Source organism: Phocaeicola coprophilus DSM 18228 = JCM 13818 (assembly GCF_000157915.1).
Lineage (GTDB): Bacteria > Bacteroidota > Bacteroidia > Bacteroidales > Bacteroidaceae > Phocaeicola > Phocaeicola coprophilus.
Genome location: NZ_EQ973635.1, coordinates 69,127 through 90,097 on the forward strand (window position 1 = coordinate 69,127; position 20,971 = coordinate 90,097).

Annotated in this window: 16 protein-coding genes; 1 reads left to right on the forward strand and 15 read right to left on the reverse strand. The window is 44.9% G+C overall.

The window, feature by feature from the left end; translation table 11 throughout:
* A partial coding sequence (locus BACCOPRO_RS17425) for a hypothetical protein (protein WP_008141519.1) occupies positions 1-184 on the forward strand: 184 nt, incomplete at its 5' end.
* A gap of 53 nt (positions 185-237) precedes the next feature.
* Here BACCOPRO_RS17425 and BACCOPRO_RS17430 read toward each other — a convergent pair.
* The 15 genes from BACCOPRO_RS17430 to BACCOPRO_RS04995 all read right to left on the reverse strand — a co-directional run bounded on the left by BACCOPRO_RS17430 (position 238) and on the right by BACCOPRO_RS04995 (position 20,939).
* The gene (locus BACCOPRO_RS17430; RefSeq protein ID WP_008141521.1) at positions 238-1,383 is read right to left on the reverse strand and encodes a GNAT family N-acetyltransferase; all 1,146 of its coding nucleotides are present in this window, start codon (positions 1,381-1,383) and stop codon (positions 238-240) included.
* Between the two features lie 2 nt (positions 1,384-1,385).
* Positions 1,386-2,834 (reverse strand): Fic family protein, encoded by a 1,449-nt coding sequence (locus tag BACCOPRO_RS04935; protein WP_040311222.1) that lies wholly within the window; start codon positions 2,832-2,834, stop codon positions 1,386-1,388.
* 132 nt (positions 2,835-2,966) lie between these two features.
* Positions 2,967-3,584, reverse strand: coding sequence for an RteC domain-containing protein (locus tag BACCOPRO_RS04940; protein WP_008141524.1), 618 nt, complete (start codon positions 3,582-3,584; stop codon positions 2,967-2,969).
* Positions 3,585-3,823: 239 nt separating this feature from the next.
* A complete protein-coding gene (locus tag BACCOPRO_RS04945) occupies positions 3,824-4,246 on the reverse strand; it encodes a dihydrofolate reductase family protein (RefSeq protein WP_008141526.1) in 423 nt (140 codons plus the stop codon).
* 279 nt (positions 4,247-4,525) lie between these two features.
* A complete protein-coding gene (locus BACCOPRO_RS04950; protein WP_008141527.1) occupies positions 4,526-5,848 on the reverse strand; it encodes a sigma-54-dependent transcriptional regulator in 1,323 nt (440 codons plus the stop codon).
* On the reverse strand, positions 5,841-8,159 hold the full coding sequence (locus BACCOPRO_RS04955; RefSeq protein WP_008141529.1) for a hybrid sensor histidine kinase/response regulator: 2,319 nt from the start codon (positions 8,157-8,159) through the stop codon (positions 5,841-5,843). The genes BACCOPRO_RS04950 and BACCOPRO_RS04955 overlap by 8 nt, the downstream gene beginning before the upstream one ends.
* Before the next feature lie 51 nt (positions 8,160-8,210).
* The gene (locus BACCOPRO_RS18300) at positions 8,211-8,369 is read right to left on the reverse strand and encodes a hypothetical protein (protein ID WP_008141530.1); all 159 of its coding nucleotides are present in this window, start codon (positions 8,367-8,369) and stop codon (positions 8,211-8,213) included.
* 22 nt (positions 8,370-8,391) lie between these two features.
* Entirely contained in the window at positions 8,392-9,984 is a 1,593-nt protein-coding gene (locus BACCOPRO_RS04960) for a hypothetical protein (RefSeq protein WP_008141532.1), read from the reverse strand.
* Positions 9,985-10,002: 18 nt separating this feature from the next.
* Positions 10,003-10,938 (reverse strand): hypothetical protein, encoded by a 936-nt coding sequence (locus BACCOPRO_RS04965; protein WP_040311205.1) that lies wholly within the window; start codon positions 10,936-10,938, stop codon positions 10,003-10,005.
* Between the two features lie 33 nt (positions 10,939-10,971).
* Entirely contained in the window at positions 10,972-12,285 is a 1,314-nt protein-coding gene (locus BACCOPRO_RS04970; RefSeq protein ID WP_008141535.1) for a FimB/Mfa2 family fimbrial subunit, read from the reverse strand.
* Positions 12,286-12,287: 2 nt separating this feature from the next.
* Positions 12,288-16,043 (reverse strand): hypothetical protein, encoded by a 3,756-nt coding sequence (locus BACCOPRO_RS04975; RefSeq protein ID WP_008141537.1) that lies wholly within the window; start codon positions 16,041-16,043, stop codon positions 12,288-12,290.
* Positions 16,044-16,464: 421 nt separating this feature from the next.
* Complete coding sequence (locus tag BACCOPRO_RS04980) at positions 16,465-17,649, reverse strand: hypothetical protein (protein WP_008141538.1); 1,185 nt, start codon at positions 17,647-17,649, stop codon at positions 16,465-16,467.
* A 48-nt stretch (positions 17,650-17,697) separates the two neighbouring features.
* Positions 17,698-18,606 carry a hypothetical protein gene (locus tag BACCOPRO_RS04985; RefSeq protein ID WP_008141539.1) on the reverse strand — a complete coding sequence of 303 codons (909 nt, stop codon included), beginning with the start codon at positions 18,604-18,606 and terminating at the stop codon, positions 17,698-17,700.
* Positions 18,607-18,608: 2 nt separating this feature from the next.
* Positions 18,609-20,384, reverse strand: coding sequence for a tetratricopeptide repeat protein (locus BACCOPRO_RS04990; RefSeq protein ID WP_040311223.1), 1,776 nt, complete (start codon positions 20,382-20,384; stop codon positions 18,609-18,611).
* Positions 20,385-20,396: 12 nt separating this feature from the next.
* A complete protein-coding gene (locus BACCOPRO_RS04995) occupies positions 20,397-20,939 on the reverse strand; it encodes a DUF3575 domain-containing protein (protein ID WP_008141541.1) in 543 nt (180 codons plus the stop codon).
* Between the last annotated feature and the right edge of the window lie 32 nt (positions 20,940-20,971).

Here is a 20,971-nt window from a genome sequence, read left to right on the forward strand (position 1 = left end):
AAAAGCCTACAAGAAGATACCCGTCATTACCGACTTCACTGACGAGGACGGCAACGACCGCATGAAGGAAACGGTGCAGGCGAATTACAGGCGCATCAAGGAGGAAGTCAAGCAGATTGTTCAGGAGGAACTGGAGCGGATTGCCAACGATGAAAACCTGAAACACCTGTTGCAGCAGAAATAGCCGGATGAAAAATCCGTAACTCAACAGCAATGTGGGTTACGGATTTTTCTTTATCAGTTTCCAGTTTTCAATTCATATATAAGGTGTGGCATTTCTTTTTCGTTGTATATGACGGTATGACTGCCGCACAGGGTCATTCCCAGCCGTTCCGCCACCCGGATGGATGCCCCGTTTTCCGGTCGGATGCTGCAACAAACGGTTTTCTGTGCCAGCTCCCCAAAGGCGTATTCCAGACAAGCACGGGCGGCTTCTGTACCGTAACCGTTATGCCAATATGCGTTATCAAGTATATATCCAAGCTCGACAGCCTCATTTCCGTTTATGGTACTTTTCATCAGGCCGGCTTGCCCTATCAACGTACCGTTTTCTTTCAGTATGACGGCAAAATATCCAAATCCGTCCTTGCGGTATCGGGTGAGTTGCCTGTTTATCCACTTGCGCACATCCTTTTTGGTAAAGCCGTGTTCCCAAGCGTACATGACTTCCGGCTTTCCCATTATGGCAAGGAGCGCATCTATATCTTTCCGGGTTATCTTGCGGATAAGCAGTCGTTCCGTTTCCATGACGACCAGCGATGCGGAATAGGTCTTTATCTCGAAACCCTCCTCTTCCCATTCCTTCACAAGGCTGTTTATTGTTTCTTCCACCAGACTGTCATAAGCGACATCGGGAATGACCTTTATGAAAAAGGTGTCACGAGTTTCTTTAAGGACCCATTCGTTGATGTTTTTCAGTTCCTTACCTTCGGGAATGTAATCCTTGTGTATCATGAACTCATTGATGTTGTCCGCCAGCAGTTCCTCCAGTTGATAGCGGATGTCATCCTCCAATTCGGCGAAAGGAACGGTTGCCTCTTCGCAAGTTCCAGCAAATGGAGCGTTCTCTTCAAAATCTTCATCCGGTGCGTGATTGTCCCGTTTCATGTCCAGCATATCCTGCGCGAACCGCCCGGATTCTTTGTCCTTGTACTTCGAGGCATATTTTTCCAGCAGTTCCCAGTCATGACGGGTCATAGGGTATTTGAAAGCGGCACGTTCCACTTCATTGCAGCGTATCATGTCCGTTTTCACCTCTTCGGGGAGCGACTGGCATTTCTTGCAGATATGCCGTGCGTGTCCCTTGCCGCTGAACTTCTCGTTGGCTTTGTACTCGCCGCAAATCCGGCAGTAATGCCCCTGCTGTTTCTTCTTTTTTGCCATGCCTATTGCTGTTTCAACAATTCCAAGCCTTTTTCCGTAAGGCGGTATTTCTGTTTCGGATGGCTCGGTTGTTCCGGATACAATGGAATAATATACCCTTCATTCAATGCCGGATGCAGGTAGTTTGTTCTGAATGTCGGACGATGGTTCAACTCCAATGCCTCCATTATTTCTTTTACGGACAACTCACGTTCATTCAATACTTTCACCAATGCAAATACTTGGTCGGTGCTTGGTCGGTGCTTGGTCGGTGCTTGGTCGGTACTTGGTCGGTTCGACACCTCACATCTGAATATCAGCGTTACACTGTCTGCCCATATCTTGTATTCCGGTTCAGGTAATCCGGCTTTGCGGCATTCGGACATCATCAGTCCGATGCCGCGTCCCCAGCTTTCCAAAACCTTTCGTTTGTACAGGACATTTGCCAATAATGGATTTTGTGGTTTCGATTCATGCTCTGACTTCATTTTCTCTGCATCCCAGTTGGGTGGAAATGTTCCGGAGTTTTCAATTTCTACGCGGTCATCATAAATGGCAATGCCCACTGAACCACCGGCTTCTTTGTACGACCTGTGTGTAAGACTGTTCACGACCCCTTCTCTTATTGCCTTATACGGAATGGTCAAATGTTCCTCCCGTTCCAAAGTGTCTGTTGTACCGGATAAGGAAAGGTGCTTGAATATAAATGCCATCGCTACGTTGAGCAATTGGAAAAAATTGCCATGAATGCGCTGGCTGTCCATGAAAACAGTCTTGTCCGTGCCTTTGAAGCGCGCTAACCGAAGCAGGCATTGGGGATATTCCATACGCTCGTGTTTTCCAAACAGCACGGCTGCCGCATTGTTCAACACCCCGTTTTTCTGTAATCCGAACTTTTCCAATATGACAGGGACATCAGTACCTGTATCCTCCGGCAGACGACCGCATTCTATACCTAACCTTACGGTCTTCAACACCTCATTGACATCCAAGTCCTGCAAAGTCAGGTCTCTGTTTTCTAAAAGTTCCCAGCGGTATTGGTTGCCGTCACGTTGCAACAGCAAGTCATTATATGTAGCCTGCGGCATCGTCGTGGTTGCACTTTCCACCCGCATATATGGTCTTCCTTTATAAGAGAACGGACGATTGTTCTTTGAATTTTCAACGCGAAAAGCAATTACCTTCTTCTCACTGTTTGGTATCGGAGCATAGGATATTTGTACCGCAGCCACCGGTTCCAGACGATTGATGGCATCGGCTATGTCCCGCTTTGTTTTGTCGCTCACTTCCTGACCGATGATTTTTCCCTTGTCATTCACGCCGAACAATACCGTTCCGCCTTCTCCGTTCAGAAAGGCGCAAAGCGTTTCCATGCCACGCTCCAACTGACCGGTGGTTTCCTTGAACTCCACCCGTCCGCTTTCCTTCTCGGCTATAAGTACCTCTACTATATTTAGATTGTCAATGCCCATATTCATATCAATAACAATATGCAAAGGTAACGTTTTTGCCTGACATTCGGGGCTATAACTCCGATAAAGTGTTGGTATTATACAAATCAAAGGATAGCATATCACCATCCCTTGATTCATATATGACACGGTTTATCTTCTCATACGCTCCATCTCTTCATCACGGAGCATCTTCTCGTTCAGTTTTTCCTGCATTTTGTCAAGGAAGTAGGTGCGGCTCTCGTTCTTCCGGCGTTTGATGTCGATGTAGAAACGGTAACAGTCTTTTGATTCCACACCGAATATCTTGTACAGGAGTGGGGCGAGCTGTTTGAGCGGCATATTGCCGTTGTTGATACAGCCCATCTCGTTGATGCCGTAGATCAGTTCCACGAGATCGATGGCGTTGCCCGTCCATTGCAAGGGTGAGGCGGTATTTTCGTTTGTGTTGTCGGTGGATGTTTGGATGGGGATTAGTGGCGGCACTTGGGGAGCGGCAAGAAACTTCTGCATCTTCCTTACGAAAGAGAGAGCCTTGCTGACATAGTTGGCTATTTCCTTCTTTTCTTCGGGAAGGTTACGCACGGGATGATGCTGTAATTCGATTTCGATGTAAGCCAACGCGATGATGGTCCGGTTCGTGTCCGGGCTGCCGATACACAGTTCGATCACTTGGGTGGCGAAAGCCGTGTATGCTTTTTCCATATTGCAGTCCCCGGCTTCGTTTATCTGGCGGAAGAAATCGGTTTCCGCCAATAAAAAATAATTCATGTCCTGTCAATTTTGAAATTTTACACTCTGTTTTCGGTATGCGCACATGAATAATATTGGCAAAAATCGCGACCCAAAAGCAAAAAATCCGGCACGGTCTTTACAACGTACTGGATTTCAACGCAATAAAAATTGATATTTTTTGTCCTGTATGAATTATGGTCATCTTAAAATGTTCTATTTCAGAACATTGCTTTACTAAACGGATTATAAAAGTGTTCTTCTATGAAACATCCCGGCTATTTCATGGTTTCCTTACGTGTGTAGATGCTCCGGTACACTCCGTTGGAATAACTCTTTTGTGAGGAGAGTGTCCAGCGTGCTTCGGGCAGTGCCGATTTGAAGAAATGCCGTCCCGTTCCCGATATGAAAGGCACGGTATATAGGATAATCTCATCCACCACCCGCATACGCAGTAGCCCGTTAATATAGTCTGAATTGTCGGGAGTGGCTTCTGCGAGATAGCAGATGTTTGTATTGTCTTTCCGCCATTCGTCCAACATGGAGATGGAGTAGTCCGGTGTGACATGGTAAAGCGCGTTTTCCCCTATTTTGTCAATATCGCAGCGGTCAAGGCGTAAATCCTCATACGCTTTGCCATATAATTCTGAAGAATGACATCCGTCCATCGTGAGGACGGCAAGAATCTGAACTTTACCCATAGTCTTTTCCTTTCGTTGGGCAAGGTGCAAAAAAGTAGCGTGCAATCCACACTACTTCTAATGGAGGCTCTGGAATGCCCTAACAGGAATAGGTGAATGCACGCTATGCGTAGGCATAGCATAAGCAATCACGCAATAGTTCCTGTTAATGTCAATTTTCCAGATTTCCATTAGAAACACCTTGCGGTCTTATGTTATATATCGGCGGCGAAAGGCTCCCCAATCGCCGTTTACCTTCAAATGTTCATGCAAAGATAGCTAAATTCAGTGAATTACCGGCTATGATTGCCTGAATTTGTATTTCAACCCATACTCTTCCAGCTTGCTGTACAGCGTAGTACGTCCTATTCCGAGCAGTTCGGCGGCAACCTTTCGGTTTCCGTTCGCCTGTTTCAACGCACGCAAAATCCGCTCCTTGTCTTCCGCGTCGTTTCGCAGGGCGAAACTGACAGGTGAGGTTGGTTTCGTCACGGCAAGTTCCAGATGCTCTTTCGTGACAAATCCGGTCTGCGCCTGCAACACCGCACCCATGATTTTCTGCCGAAGTTCACGGACATTGCCCGGCCAAACATGGGTCAGCAATGTCTTACGGGCTTCCCCGTCAAATCCGATAACATCGCATTCCAGTTCTTTGTTTGCTGCCTCACGGAAGAACTCAGCCAACGGCATGATGTCCTCCTGACAGTCACGCAATGGCGGGACGGTTATCTCGAAGTCATGCAGACGATATAACAGGTCTTGCCGGAATCGCTTTTCATTCACAGCTGTCTCCAGATCTTCGTTGGTGGCGGCGATGATACGGACATTGAAACTTTTATCCGTCTTATCACCTATCGGGCGGTATCTCCGCTCCTGTATGGCTCGGAGTAACATCTGCTGGGTTTCCATTGCGAGATTGCCAACCTCATCCAAGAACAGCGTACCGCCTTCCACCTCGTGAAAATAACCTTTCTTGCTATTGTCCGCACCCGTAAACGCTCCTTTGACGTGTCCGAAGAATGCCGACGGCGCAAGCTCTTTGGAGAGAGAACCACAGTCCACCGCAACGAACGGTTTTCCTGCCCGTTTGCTTTTGTCGTGCAGCAGGTGGGCGATATGCTCCTTGCCCGTGCCGTTCTCCCCGAATATCAGCACGCTCATGTCGGTGGGGGCTACCAGCCTTATCCGCTTCATGATGGCTTGGAACGCCGAGCCGTCACGCGAGAACAGGGGCATACGGCTCCGTCCGGTGTGCCGTTCTTTTAACATGGTACGGAGCAGAGGAACGAGTTTGTCCTCCACAAGCTGCTTGGGTATGTAGTCCAGTGAGCCGAGTTTCATGCTTTCAACCGCCGTATGCACTTCGGCATAGTCGGTCATGATGACAAAGGGATGCATCCTGCCCTCCTTGCGCATCCAGCGCAAAAGGTCGATACCGTTGCCGTCGGGCAGGCGCAGGTCGGAAACCACAATATCCCCGTCTGCGGCCTGTTGCAGATATTTCTTCGCGGTCGAGAGGTGGAAAGCCTGCACGGTGTGGAATCCCTCGCGTGCCAGCAGGTTGCAGACAAACTCGCAATACACGATGTTGTCCTCCACCACGATGATTTTTGTCTTATCCATTTTCGTATTTTCTCCTTTCTTCTTTTGCCAGCCGGATGATTTCCGAACCCTTATCCAGCACAGCTTTTACAGCATTATGGATAGCCTCGTTATTTGATGTACCTTCGCAATGAAGCAGTTTATGAAGCTCCTTTAATGGTTGGTCGGCACGGAGTATCTCCCACGAACTGCGCAAGTGGTGTGTCAAGGCATCCAGTTCTTGCAGGTCTTTTCGCGTTGCCGAATCCCGTATAGCCTGCATTTCCTTCTCGGTTTCTGTTATCAGCTTCTCCAGCATGACGACTTCATTGCCGTAAGATAATAAAGCTGAAAAATCAATCTTTTCATTGGAAGTTGTTTTTATTGCGCACTTGTCGGAAACTTCCATAAGCTCCGATATGGAGAACGGCTTGAACAGGCATCCGGCAAAGCCTCGTTCCAAAAGTTCCTCCGCATCGCAACTGCCCGAAGCGGTTGCCACAACTACGGGGATTGTCTGTGAATTGCCCACGTTGGACGAGCGCAGAAGTTCCAATAGTTCAAAGCCGTTTATACCGGGCATATTTAGGTCTGTCAGCAGCAGATTGTATGTCTTTCGGCGTATCATTTCCATCAGTTCCGCCGCATCGGTGCAGGTATCGCAGTGTATTCCTTCTTGGGCATACATTTCTTTCAGCATCAGGAGCAATACCTCGTCATTATCAATGGCTACAACATTGAGATTTCTTTCCTTTCGACTGATATAAGTTCGCATCACTTGTTCCGGTACTTCATCGGCTTTCTGCATCGGTATCTCCACCGTGAAACGGCTTCCTTTCCCTTTTTCGCTATTCAAATGGATTTTACCGCTAAGCATCGTCACAATATTATGCACGATGGCAAGCCCCAGACCGAAGCCATCCTTCGCGGCAGCATTTGAAAGGCGTTCAAACGCATCAAATACACGTTTTTGTTCATCTTTGGTCATACCTGTACCCGTGTCCTCGACAATCAGTGTCAGCACTCCGTTTGTATAGTCGGTAGTCAACGATACACCGCCTTCTTCTGTGAATTTGATAGCGTTTGACAATAGGTTGTTTCCGATTTGGATTATCCGTTCTTTGTCGGTCAGTATAACGGCATCGCTTTTGTTACTCACAGTCAAAGAAAGCCCTTTGTTCATGGCTATGGGTATGAACTCTGTTTCAAGCGTGTGTGTGATTACTGAAATTCGGCAAGGGTGCATTTTAGGTTGCTCCTTGCCATTGTCCAAACGGAAGAAGTCAAGTAGGGTGTTGAGCATATCCCGCATACGCCCGGAGGATTGCTGTATGCTTTGAAGAAAATGTCCATTATTACCGCTATTACATTCTTTTTGTAATAGTTCGGTATAGCCTGTTATTGCCGTCAACGGTGTGCGCAGTTCATGGGTAATGGTATGCACCGCTTTCTTCCGGGAGGCTATCAAAGTATTGTTTTGTTCAACGCTCAGGTTCAGTTCTTTTATCAACCGTTCCCTCTCTTTCCTTGCCTGCACCTTCTTTTTTATATCCCGTTGTATGATGAGATAAAAGACAACCAGCATGACGATAGAGAATATAATCAAGCCGGTAATAATAACGGTTGACCGCTCGTAGGATGCTTTCAGACGCGCCTCCTTGTTTCGGAAGGCAATCCATGCCTGTTCGTCCAGACTTGTAATCAACATTCGCAGTTTCCGATTGAGATCCTTGTTACATAGACGCAAACTGTCTGTATAGGTTTCTATATCACGTTGCTGCCTGTTTATCTGTGAAATCAGTTTTTTGTCTAATGTGGTCTGCCGGGTCGTGACTGGCAGCTGCACGGTTTCCTTTCCGCCCAAAAGTCCGGCTATGCCTTTCTTCTTGCGGGTAACAGTCTTAGTTGTCGTGTGCGTAGTAACGATCGGTTTCTGATTTAACAGAAGGCTGTCGGTCTGCCTTTGTTCCCGTGAGGCTTCCATGATTTGAAACAGATGCGCTTCTTTGGCGGCTAACAATGTACGGAGCGAATCTATCTGAATGGGTAGTATGAATTCCTCGCATTGTACGCGTAAGGCTTGCAGCATGGAATCGGTCTGCACACGGCGTTTCCGGTAAGCCAAAGTATCCTCATTATCCCATACCAAGACGGATTCGCCGTATGTTACCAGTGCGGTCACATAACGATGGGCGGTGTTGATGTTATGCTGGGTCTGGAATATAGAGATTGATTCAACTTCTATCTTCTGTACCCGGTTACGCTCATGGAGAATAATGGCGACCATGCTGCCAATAATCACCATCAAAAGGAAATATCCTATGAATATTTTATGTTGTAAAAGTATCTTCATAGATTTTGCCTTTTTATTAAATACAAAAATCCGTTATTTATCAGACTCCAGTTATGTTTGTTTCCGATGCTGTTCCGTCATTTCCGGCTCATGTTTTTTGAGGTAGTTACGGAAGGTATCGGGATGCTGACCGGTTTCAAGTAGACGACTCTCATCATATTCATTTATAAATGGCATACGCCCGCATATAACAGCAGGCGTATGTTTCATTTTAATTTATGTTTGATAATATTCATTGCGTAACTGACGGTGCTATCGTACCATCTGAAACATAGGTCGCATCCCAAGAACCTTCCAATTGAATATTATTGAGATTTAATCCCGGTAAACGAATGTTCAGCGGTTTTATCACGACATTGTTCAGAGCCTCAAGCAGTGGTTGCAACAGTTGGTTGGTCAAGCCACCCACAATGCCGGAAAGAATATTATCGCCCAATAATTGCTTGACTACTTCTTCCAGATTAACTATATCATTTAGTTTGATATTCAGCTCCAGCGGTTCGCCGGTTGATTCTTCGCTGAAGTCACTCAACGTCAGATTCAGAAGTTCAAATGTAGTGCTATACTGCAAATTGGATTGCATCTGATAACTCAAAGGTTTGTGAATATCCACAAGCAAACCATTAAGAGCCTGCTCATCCAGTTTCTCCAACAGCGAGGCAAGTAATAATTTATACTCTTCGCTATCACGATTTACGTCTATTCTCGTAAGTTTCCCTTCTCCGCAAAGGCTAAGCACATTCAATTTACCAAGATTATTAATTTTGGTTACAGGAATGTTTTTCCATGTTATTTCAGGATAATAAGAACGGCATGTGCGGTTAAAGTCTATGCTTTTAGGTAAGGACGAATAAGTCACGTCAACAGCATTTACAGTAGTCCACGGGTTGAGAATATAGTTCAAGCCAAGCAAATTGTTACCTGCACCTCCTTCACCCTTCAACGCGGCTTCAAGACGTTTGGTAACCTCTTTAAGCAACTGCTCATTTAATGCTTCTACCACATCTCCCAATATCATATTTACCAAACGGTCAACGATTGTTGTGAGGCTTCCAGCAATCACATCAAGCCCGGTTGCCTTGCTCAAGGCATCCAGTATAGAAGATCTTAGCAAACCTTTTACAATATCAGTCGTGAGATTATTTTCGCGGATTTGCTTGACAAGATTGTCTACCAACATGGATACAGCCTTGTTGTCATCAATCATGTCACGACCGTAAACATTTCCGGCAACCACACGTTGCATCAATACGTTGGGGGATGGATTAGCCGGGCTGAAATCAACGGTACATAGATAGAACATATTGTATTGGTTGAAACCTTTTGGTCCCATTTCAGGCATATTGATACGTGCAGACGCGAAGTCCCCATTGTATCCGGTCAGAATTTCATTGTCCCTTTGATCTATGAAAAGATTTTTGTCGGCATTACCAACAAATACAGCCTTGTAATCCCCATTAGGAAGTTCAAAATTTATTTCCTGCGTTAGAGGCCACTCGTATGTCTGGGGTGTGATATTTCCTACAGTTCCTTCATACTTCAATACAGTTTTTTCTGTATGATATTTGTACATTCCGTCTGCCTGTTTTTGGTAGATCAGGCACACTAAAGATTGTATCTGCTCGGAATTTCCGTTAACCGCAGCACGGGTGTTTGCGACTAAACCTGCCGGTTGAGGAAAGAATGTCGCATGGAAATACCCCTCCGGGACGTTTCCTTCCACATTACCGCTTGTAGGTTTATCCAACAATGAATCCGTATCATTGTCGCATGATGTAAACGCAATGGCTGCGCACAATAATAATCCTATATATGATGTTTTCATAAACTGTCCTCCTGTTGCTTAAAAATTATCAATCCATCCGTCCCATTCTTCATCTTCAATATTGATGTTACCGCTGAAGCTGACATCAAAGTTTCCGCTTCCGTTTCCGAGTGTCAGCCAAGTTATCTGGTTAGGATATATTGGTATCGTGGGGTGGTCGGACTTTATCGGATATTTTGTTGTCCCGGTTGAGGTAGTAATCTCAAGATAATTGTTTGTCCCGGCGGCATCGGCGATATTCTCTTGTGGTAGAAGATTTATCTTAACTCTAACCTCTGAAGCTCCAAGTCCATCGGTTATCGTCTTTGACAATGCTATGGGTTCACCGTCTGTAATCACTTGTCCACCTGTGCCATCGTGAATATACATGGTCGTATGCCCTTTCACTTGGAGCTTTACCGACTGCATATCAGGTATGTTCTTTATCCTAACTTCCAAAGCTCCGTTCTGCCTTGTAAGTACGGTGGATTGCGTTCCGGTATTTGCAGATGCGACAAAACTTAGAATGCTTCTAAAAATATGTTTGTCTGTTTCATCATCATTGCCATTTATATATCCAGCAGTAGCTTCTTTGTATGATGGAACTATATCCGCACTATATAAGTCCGGAAGCTTCGGGGTTTGACCTTTTGGAACTGCGAGAAAAACAGCTTTGTAGCTTGTTTCCGTATTGAGATCTTCAACCGTAAGGTGATTATCTGTCAATTCCAATTCGCGCACCTGCGAATAGCCGACTGTGCCGTCGCCATTGTCATGACCTTCATATAGATACATTTTTGCGTCATAATTGGCAAGATTGAGACTTTGGGCGGCACGAGACAGGGTGTTGAGTCCGATGTGAAAAGTGGTTGATGTTTTCTCGGATTCCGGTAACAGATCGGACTCCGAAGAACATGACGACAAAGCTCCTGCCAATGCTATCGCCATGCTTGATAATAAAGAGAATCTGCTCATATAATCTTGTTTTTATTTTCTGGTTGTAATTGGTTATTTTTTATCTCCGCCAAGTGTTCCTCCGTCATGTTCACCCCATTCCTTGTCAATGCCCAAACCGGGAGGTACATTACCATTATCCATTGCGCCTCCATAATATTCATCCCACACGGTATCTATTTCGATGTATATATCGCTTGTCTGTCCGCTCAGGTCTATCGGTTTATTATGTTTTCCCATTCGGTAAAAATGGTTGGCACGTATGGGATAGTGCATCGCTTGGCTATCATCTTCGTTTTCCGGAGTGTCAATAATGCCTGTACCACTGCGTGTTGATGTTTTATTATCAGGCTGATAAAATATCCTGCGCCGCGCAAGTTCATTTCCATTAGAATCGGTCATTACCAATTCCAGTGTGCTTTGTCCTATTCCCATGCTCGCTGCAATAGGTAGCAAATAGGCCGAAAGAGAGAAAACTCCGTTATCCTCCGGTTTGACTTCATAACTTGCGATGACACGCTCCGCATCATTATCGCTGCCGGATGTGATGTAGTCCGTATATTCCTTGTCTGGAACCATATCCGGGGAATCATATCCAATTGGCATTTGTGGTAAAAACCATATTTCCCTGTTTTGGGGTGTGTAAAGTCTGAGTTTTACATGAGCGACTTCAGTCCCTTCTATTTCAGCAGGCAGTTTCTTGAAATAGCCCATTACTCCCGCCACACGACGGTATAGGATTATCGGGTGGGACAATGCTGTCCCATCTTTCAGCTGTTGCTTGGTAAATGTTTCGCTTCCGGCAAACAATTCCGATTGGGCAATCAAGTTTATGGATATACCATCTTGTAACTTGAAATGCTCTTCTGACAATTTCTTGTCTATGGTTGCAACGCTTCCGGGATTCCCATAGGCTGCCACCGAATTTGCATTCTGGAACGTAGGGCTGTCTGATGTTCCTGTAAACGTGTCGTCAAAACCCACTGCAAGAAACATATATTGTGTACCATCCTCGTAATCCTGATACTTAGTCCGATATCCCTGTTGGCGAGTATCTAGTCCGGTCATTGCCCCGTCAAGGTGTTTCCAACTTATATCTTCACTTGCCACACAGGTATAGTCCTCGTTTTCCTGCTTATAGATATACAATTGGACACGTGTTGCGTGTTGTTTGCCATATATATCTTCTCCGGGATCAACAACAGCGGTGCGCGTTGACGCAAGTGAATTGTTTTTTACAGTAATGGCAATGGAATATCTACTGTCAGAGGGTTCTTCCAAAGGAGGTGTGTCATTCTCCGAACATCCATATACCAGCATTGCCGCCAGACCGTAAATCAGATGTCTTATTTTTATAATATTTTTCATATTTATCTCCTTGATTTTTTCGTTACCTTATGTTTCTGCATAAGCATATTCTCGTTCAATGTGATTTCAAGTGATGTGGTTTCATCCTTGGTTACAACAAAGAACGCTTCCATCGGAGCAACCAGTAGATTGGAGTTGTCCTTGCTTGAAACTGTCTGACTTTCAATAGTCGCATCTTTATTGTATGAATTGCCGCTACACACTCGTATTTCTTCAATTTCAGAGTTTGCCTCCATCAGTTTTGCCACATTGATATGTGTCATAAACGGATTGCCCATAAGGAATGTCTTGCCTTTTTCTCGGTTATTGAGTGTAATTTTCCGAGGAATACTCATAGCAAAACGCCCGATATCCGCAACCGTTCTATCTATTGACTCTGATTTCCCGGTGGAAGTGCCATTGGAACGGAAATAGGAATACCGAGTATGTTCCTTAGGAAAACGGAATGTATAATTATTCCTATCATTGGACGAACCCGCTTTGAACAAAAAACCTTGTCCTACGGCATACTTCGTGTTTACAGCGTTGAAATCCGTGGACCAACGTGCTGTTCCGACATCGGTTCCGTTTAACTCCTCATCTTTTTCTATTGCCACGCCATTCCAGAAATGTTGATATACGATTGGTTGGTTACGGATTTCTTTATAGTTGTCGGCAGACAAAACTGTAAAATACTTGTCTTTTCCCCAATTTGCATTTGGAGATATGAACATGTCACCGGTGTACATTTCCTGCAACGGGGCGGAAAGTAGATAATAGTGTCCGCCTTGCAGTGTTTTATCCACAAACACTTTGCCTCCCATTGTGAGATGATGTGTACCGACTACTTCTGCACCACTTTCAAAATGGATGTTCCTGCAATAGTTCTTTTCATTACTTGCAAGTTCCGGATATTGTTTGGCATTTGCCGGAATAATGACATTGGTACACGACCACGGACTGCCGTCTGTCCAATTCTCCCATTCGTTCCAACCTGTTGATGCTGCATTGGTTTTCCAAGTCGTCACCTGTGGGTGAATGATAGCGTTGACATCATAAGCCAATAGTTGACTGCTGTCTGCCGAATAAATATAGAGCGTATAACGACCGACCGGTAACGCTCGTGCAGGAATAACAATCTGTCCACCGGAAATGGTGGCATTGATGGTTATATCTTTTTTGTTTTCATCATTATAACACCAAATACTTAATTCGGAATCTGCCGGAGTTCCACTGACCGGAATATTCAAGACATTGCCGTAGCATGTATGAAATGTTGCGTCCTCTATTTCCAGTTTGTCACCATCATCATCGGTATCAGCGCAGTCGGGAATGCCGTCGCCATCGGAATCAGGGCGGATAAATACTCCGCATATTTTTGAGGTATTCAGCAGTTGTAATCCGCCGACAGTGAACTCAATGCGGTCAAACTCCTGTTCGGGAGTTACTTCAATATATGTATATCCGCCATGTGAAATTAGGCTGGCTCCCAAAATGTCAAAATCAGCAGTGCTTGCAACTTTGGTATCTCCATTATAAACTTTCAATTCTCCAACTTTGGACAAGTTTACTGAAAGCAAATCTCCCATATTGCCAAACACCAGCCCGATAGACTGGTTGGCTTTTTGCTTCCGGAATTTTAACGCTATTGTGGATCCGCCTAAAGAAACTCCGTCGTTGAGCAAAGCTCCCGTTTCCATACTGCCATCAAGTAGATAATCCAAGTTTTTGAATGTATTTCCGACAGACAGGAGTCCTGCGCCAATCAGTGTCTTGTTATAATCTATTTGCAAGTCATCTTTCAAATTTGTCATTAGCTCCATGCAACCACCCATGCCGGAGGATTCATCACATGACGGATCTTCATAGAAAATGCTGTAAATCCTCATGGATGTGAGAACATCAGCTACACCTTTGCGCCATAGTTCAATCCGGTCAAACGATTGGTCTGTTTCAACGCTAAGACGCACTTTGTCATTGGCAGAGCCTATCAAGCTCAGATGTACGCTTGAATTTCCTGTTGTCACATCATTGTTGATAAGGTTATCGCCGTCATAAAGTTTTATTTTGAAGAAACTCAGCGCACTCAAATCGAGCAGCATTGTATTTGCCTGTACCACAAACCCGGTACGAATTTTTCCTGCCGCAGATACCGGTGTGTTCATTTTGAATGCAGCCACAGGACTCCATTCCAGAACCGATGCCAGTTGATTGGATGTCGCATAATTGTCCGGGTTCTGATCTACAACATTGTTCATGTTGTTGCTGCCATTAAACAGACAAAGCAGACAGCCCTTCCATCCGAGTGCTTCCACTGCGTATGCGCCATGTGAAGCGGCAGTAATAGCTTTGTTGCATCCGGCATTTTCACCAACAGATTTGTGCATGATTGTAGCCGTATGGCTAAGTTGCCGACCATCAGGAGCGGTATAAAATGCTTGTACTCGGTAAGCACCATCATGGCTCATGCCAGTGAGAATGTTCCCATTCTGCACGGAAGGATTTGAACCGTATGGTTCCGACAATATAGTATAGGTCACATTTCCTTCTGTTGTTTCCGGCAACCGATATGAATAGTTGTATGTAACATCATCGCCAAATGTGAAATAATTGGAGGGATCAAGTCTAACACCTTCCCGAACATAGGCATAATAAACATTCATACCACCTAAATTCAGCAAACCGGCAGGATGTGTGAACTCTATTTGCGAACACTCCTGCGTTGTAACCATGTTGGTGAGTGTCTGTCCGGAAAAACCTATCAAGCTCAGGCTTAATAAAGATGTTGCAGGTGTAGATTCTTCAACCTCTTTATTGTTGGCATCATAAGAGGTCAATGTGGGGGCGGCTTGGCCGAATAAGTCAAGACCGAGAACTTTGTTGGTGCTATAATAAAATCCCACCTCTGTTCCGGCGGAAATCGAACGCTTCAAATTTATTCGGGCATAGGATCTAATGAATAATTCTGACGTGAACGGTGCGGAATTGGTCAAATCGTTGTCGATGAGCTTGTCTGCCGATGTGATATTGTGTTTACTAATAGTCGGTGTTCCCCCTGTCCAATAACTGTTGAACTGCGTCTCGGATGTAGCGCGGATTTCTGGGTTCTCGCCCACAAAGGCATATTTCACAGCCAAAGCTATATTGGATGCAACGGTAGCATCAACTCCGGTGAAACTCATGCGCACCTCATTGAATGGTTTGCTTGCATTGAAGGAAAGTACACGGTCTGCTACGGAATTACCTACATTGAACGACAGCAGATCAAGTTTGAGTGTCGTTGTTTCATCGGCAGTATATACGGATTCTTGCTTTTGCCCGTTAAGATAGGTTTCTAATGTCAGTCCTTTAAGAAGGCTGAGATCAAGCAATTTAGCACCGCCTGCTTCAGTATCCTTATACACAAATCCTACTTTCTGACCGGAAGCATATACATGATAAAGGTCCTTGACCGACACAATGGGCGTGTATGCAACGCCCGCGCTGATAGCCGCAGGAATATTGCAAGCATTGGTTATATCGGTATCCACAATGTTATCCAACGCCCCGTTGCTAACGCCGATTACATTGACGGTAGAGGAATTGATTTCGTTGATTACACGTCCCGGTCCAACAATAGGCACGCGGCAGTTATCACTCTTCCATGTCCCATCGGCTTGCTGTATTAGACCACCGGGAACAGTCACCTCAATTGCAGCGCGGCTATTCAGTCGTTCTGGTTGTGGTCCGTAGTCAAGTTCGTTATCAGTACACGAACTGAGAATGACGGCAGCAAGCATCACCGTTGTTAATACTCTGTTCATATATGTATATTGTTTTCAAATTATAATCTTCTTTGGTGGAGCCTTTTGCAATGACATTAGGGAAAGGTTATTCACGTTTCCACGAGGAGCCATAGTCAGACTCAGTAACGACCGTTATATGCGGTCTAAGTAAGCCGCACAAGGGCGACTTCAAGTCAGGGCATTCAATTGATTTTGCCCAATCTTGGTTAATTATGTTATTTTTATCTATGTATAATTCTCTCTGTTTTCTACTCACAACTTTTCTGCGTGAGCTTTGCAGACCATTCGGGCTGCTTCTTGCAACGATGATACAATAATCATCGGTCATATTGGTTATGAACAGCACCCCGAAGCGGTGTCTGCCGCCTCCGGGTGCTGTTAGGATTTAATCGGGTGAATATACCTGATTCATTGATTAGTTTTCTTCAATACCCATGTTGTGGATAACACCCCAAGCGTTGTTCAGGATAATTGTGATTTCATTGTTAACGCTCAAGTCAATGGGTTCGTCCGGATCGGGATTTTCGGGGTCAGGTCCATCGGTTGTATCTGCCTTAAGTTTCTTACCAAACGAATAGAAATAGTTGCGGTTCACGTTGAAGATTTTAGTATCATCTTCACCTGTCTGAGTCTGATCAAGAACACCGGTCCAAGTTTTCAGGTCTTTGCCGTTTTCATCACACAGGGCGATAGTAAATGTAGCCTTGCCTTCCACCTTTGCAAATGGAACGAGGAAGCAACCACCAAGGAGTGAATTAGCCTCAGTTTTAAGGTTAGTTTCATCCTTGCCTGCCCAGTTGTAGATACCTTCAACAACTGTTACACCTTCAGTAGGAATTGCAAGATTCAGAACTGTAACTCTTTCAGTACCGGCAGTACCACACTGGTTCTGCAACGAAAGTGAGGGAATGTTGTAGGCAGTATTGCTTGAAGAAGCATATACACGAACAGATTTAACCGTTGTTTCACCTACTTTTTCCGGGATATTCTTGAAATAACCAAGAACACCGGCAACTTCACGGCGCATTTCTACCTGAACAGGAGTTGTGCTGATTTTGCCTTTGTCATTAGTGGAGAATACTTTATCTCCGGCAAAGATTTCCTCAACATCTTCTCCAGCGTTAGGAGTTGCAACAGCAAGTGCGGCAGTCCAATCAAGAGTTGTTTTCAACTCTTTTTTGTAACCATAGGCAACCAGTTTGTACTCTGCTGACTTGTCAAGGTTCTTCAACTTGACAGTCTTGGTTGTCTTGTTGTCGGTTGTACCGGGAGAAACGGCACTTTGGGTTTCCCAATTGCTGATTGCCCACCCCCCGTTGGCAAGGTCTGTGGTAACATCGGTTGCAGCAACCCAGTTGTTACCATTTTTCTTGAAGAGCTTGAGCTCAACATCCGTTACTTCACTGTACGCCTCAGAACTGTATACCGGACGTGCGGCACGGGTTTCGGCGCCGCTACCACCGGCATTGAGAGCCAATGTGATTTCACCTGAGACGTTTACGTCGTTTGCACCACCTCCATTGATGACATCTTCATCATTGGAACATGCGGAGAACAGCATTATGCCTGCTGCTGCCGCGAACAGAAGATTTTTCTTCATGTGATAAATGATTTTGTTAAAAAAATTAGTTAATTATAAAGTTCTCTTTTATTCTTCTTCAATATCCATCTGACTGATAATCGTCCATGAATTGTTCAGCAAAGCATAGATGATAAAATCTTGCTTTTCGCAATCCCACACATAACGCAGGACAGTCAATTCGTTCCTTTTCATGGTTATTTTCACATCTTTGGGAGTAAGCAACGGACTCGAAGGGTCTGACGCATTGATAAAATCAAGATGCAGCTTCGTTCCATTCTCTTTCAAAGAGGGTGAAAGCACCGTTTTAGTTATTATGTTCTGCTCCGGTTCCCATAGATGAGTTGCCAAGACATCTGTAATACCTGTATATTTGAAGGCGTTATTCACATTGTCATAAATGCCATTTATTTCTTTCCGTGAACCGTTGATTCCTTCGAGCAAACATTCCCATTTTTTTTCAATAATGAGCTTGCCTTTTGTCCGCTCCATTTCCACTGTTTGGTTGTTATGCCATGCATCATAGAGTATGGTGTCGTTGGTCATATAGATGTCTTCTCCCTCCATACTATTGGGATTAAGGTCAAGCGAGAGACCATCTTCACTTATCGCATCAAGGTTGCTCATGCCACCCCATACTGTCAGGACATACCTGCCATGAGGAATGCAGGGACAAAGATCTACCGGAAGAATTTGCTTGTCGCCCTTGACCTCAAACACACCCGACTCTTCAACAACGTCGCCCGTATTCAAATCACGCAATACATAGTAGAGAGTCGGCACATATTCACGGAAGGCAAGATTATCGCCTTTACGCTGCTCTGCTTCGACATTATCGACATTGAAATAGTTTTTGTCTTTTACTGCAATGTTGATTTGAAGCGGTGGGCAATCTTCAATCTCGTCACGGATGCAAGACGTGAATGTCATGGCAGGTAGCAATAGAATGTACGCTATATTTCTGATTGTTCCTTTCATGCTCAATCCTCCTTACCATTAGTTATGATGTTGATAAACCGTTGCTCGTTGTGGTAAGGCAGGAAATCCACCTCTGTTTTGGCTCGGTTGTGTAATTTGCTATCTATAACAGCATCTACGATATGTTTGTAGAATTTTGCCGTGTCGCCAAATCTTGCGGAAATCATTGAACGGACATATTCCGCAACAGGAGATGTAGCTTGTACGCCTTCCATAATTTGTTTCGCCTCTTCATTCTTGTTAACACTCAACGCTGCAATCGCACTGTTTACGTCAGCATACGGTCGCAGAAGTGTGTAGGCTTCTGAGAGTTTGCGTTGTTTCGCATTCAGTAGTCCGAGGTTATATCTGGCTTCCGGTAATTCAACATTCTGTAATAGTTCGATGGCACGTTCATAGTTTTCAGCAAACACATAACTTGCAGCAAGTGTGTTCAGCATTTCCGGTGTATATTCTTTCCGGGCTTCAAGGACTTGACGCGCATCATCTGTACGATTCTCATTGAGATATAATATGGCAAGATTGTTGGCAGCCACATCGGATTCAGGGAAGTATTTGAGAATTGTCTCATAGACCTGAATGCGAGACCTGTCATCAGCAGCAAGCGTTGATACACGCAGCATCTCTTCTTCGTTGAACGCATCGGGACGCTTCTTGTACATTTCAAGCAATTCCGCATCGTCAGTGAAACTCTTGATTGTCCAAGAGTAATCATAGAGAACTTTGCGGTCTTTTGCCAGATAATTGTTTTTAATGCGCGTCCAGCAAGCAAGGCGACGTATATATTTCTCTGCCGCATCATCAGTGGGACCGGGATATTTGAGCATCAACTCACGCACCTTGACACTGTCTGGATCGTTTGCCGCAATCATCGCTTGCACCACAGGCTCCCAGCCTTCGGGTGCTGCACCTGTCTTGATAATACGCTGGATTTCCTTTGACAGCCCCAACTGCGATATAAGCCAGTTTTTTGCTGAAGTTGCACGATTGTTGGCAAGCATTATATTATGCTGATAGCTTGCCTCAGCAGATGCCGATCCAAAAATATTAAGACTTGTAAGGGTAGCAAGCGAATCCTGCAATATCGGGCGGAGGGTTTCCAGCATACCGGTCAATTCGCTGCGATTATTGGCCAAGTCCATGACAATACTCCACTTGTCAACTATAAACTGCAAACGTGCTTCACCTTTGCCCTGATGTACTTTCGGACGTATCTTGAACTCCGGCTCAATCCATGACAGGTTATATTCCTTACGGACGTCTATCAATGAAACAGGGACACTGACGTTTGCAATGTCAATTGTATCAATGCCAGTGCATTGACCGCAACCGTCATTGGATACCACACCGACAATCCGGGCATTATCCACTCCATCGGGAATCTCTATGCTCTCATTGAACGGTATGGCTATCGTTTCTGAAAGTTTTTCTATTTTAACCGCTTGTCGGGCATACGGATCTTCGTATCCGTGAAGTACCTCTTTACGATGCTTTTTCTTACTATAGATGGGAGCGTCAAGCACAAGCGGTTCATATTCGTCAAGCACACTGTCCTCCACAATCAATTGAGGAGAAATGACCAAACGACTTCTTTTTGAAAAATATTTGCCGGGTACATTGAATGTAACCTGCATTTGAGCCATATTTGCGCTATCCGGTGTGAGTGTGCTTAATGCAGGATCCACTGTCACCGATTTTACATTCTTTTGTGTGACACATCCTGCAAATATGCCGACCGAAGTAGCCAACAATACCGGATAAATGATATTTCTTTTCATACGAATCTGCATTTAGAATATATAGACTAATGAAATGGCGGCTTTGGTCGGTCCGACATAATTCTTATGTTTCCTTTCGTAGCATTTGATACATGGTATGCGGTCGCTTTCTTTGTACCAAAGCCTCTCATAACCCAATCCGATTTCAGCTTCAAGATTCCAGTGCGGTGAGAGAATCCAGTTATATCCATAGGTGATGCCACCTCCTGTCATGTAACCGTCGTAGCGTTTGTCGCGGAATCCACCGAAGAACTGCGCCCCGTGTCCGTGCAGGCCGAAGAAATGACCTTCAAACTTTTCACACACCCAATACTTCACTTCCGGCTCGACAAGCCAAAAGCGCATTTTTTTATCATTTTTATATGTCCACGGGTTGTACGAACCACTAAGTTGAAGCGTCACGCGGTTACTTGTCGCAACTTCAACTCCACCATTTACAGTTCCACCGGCAAGCCAGTAAAGCCCATTGGTTTTTATGGCGACATCTTGTGCAGCTATCTTAGTTATTCCTGACAGGAATATTATCAATACAATCGCAATTCGACTTAATCTCATACGTCTTATAATTCTGTTACCTTTTTATATTA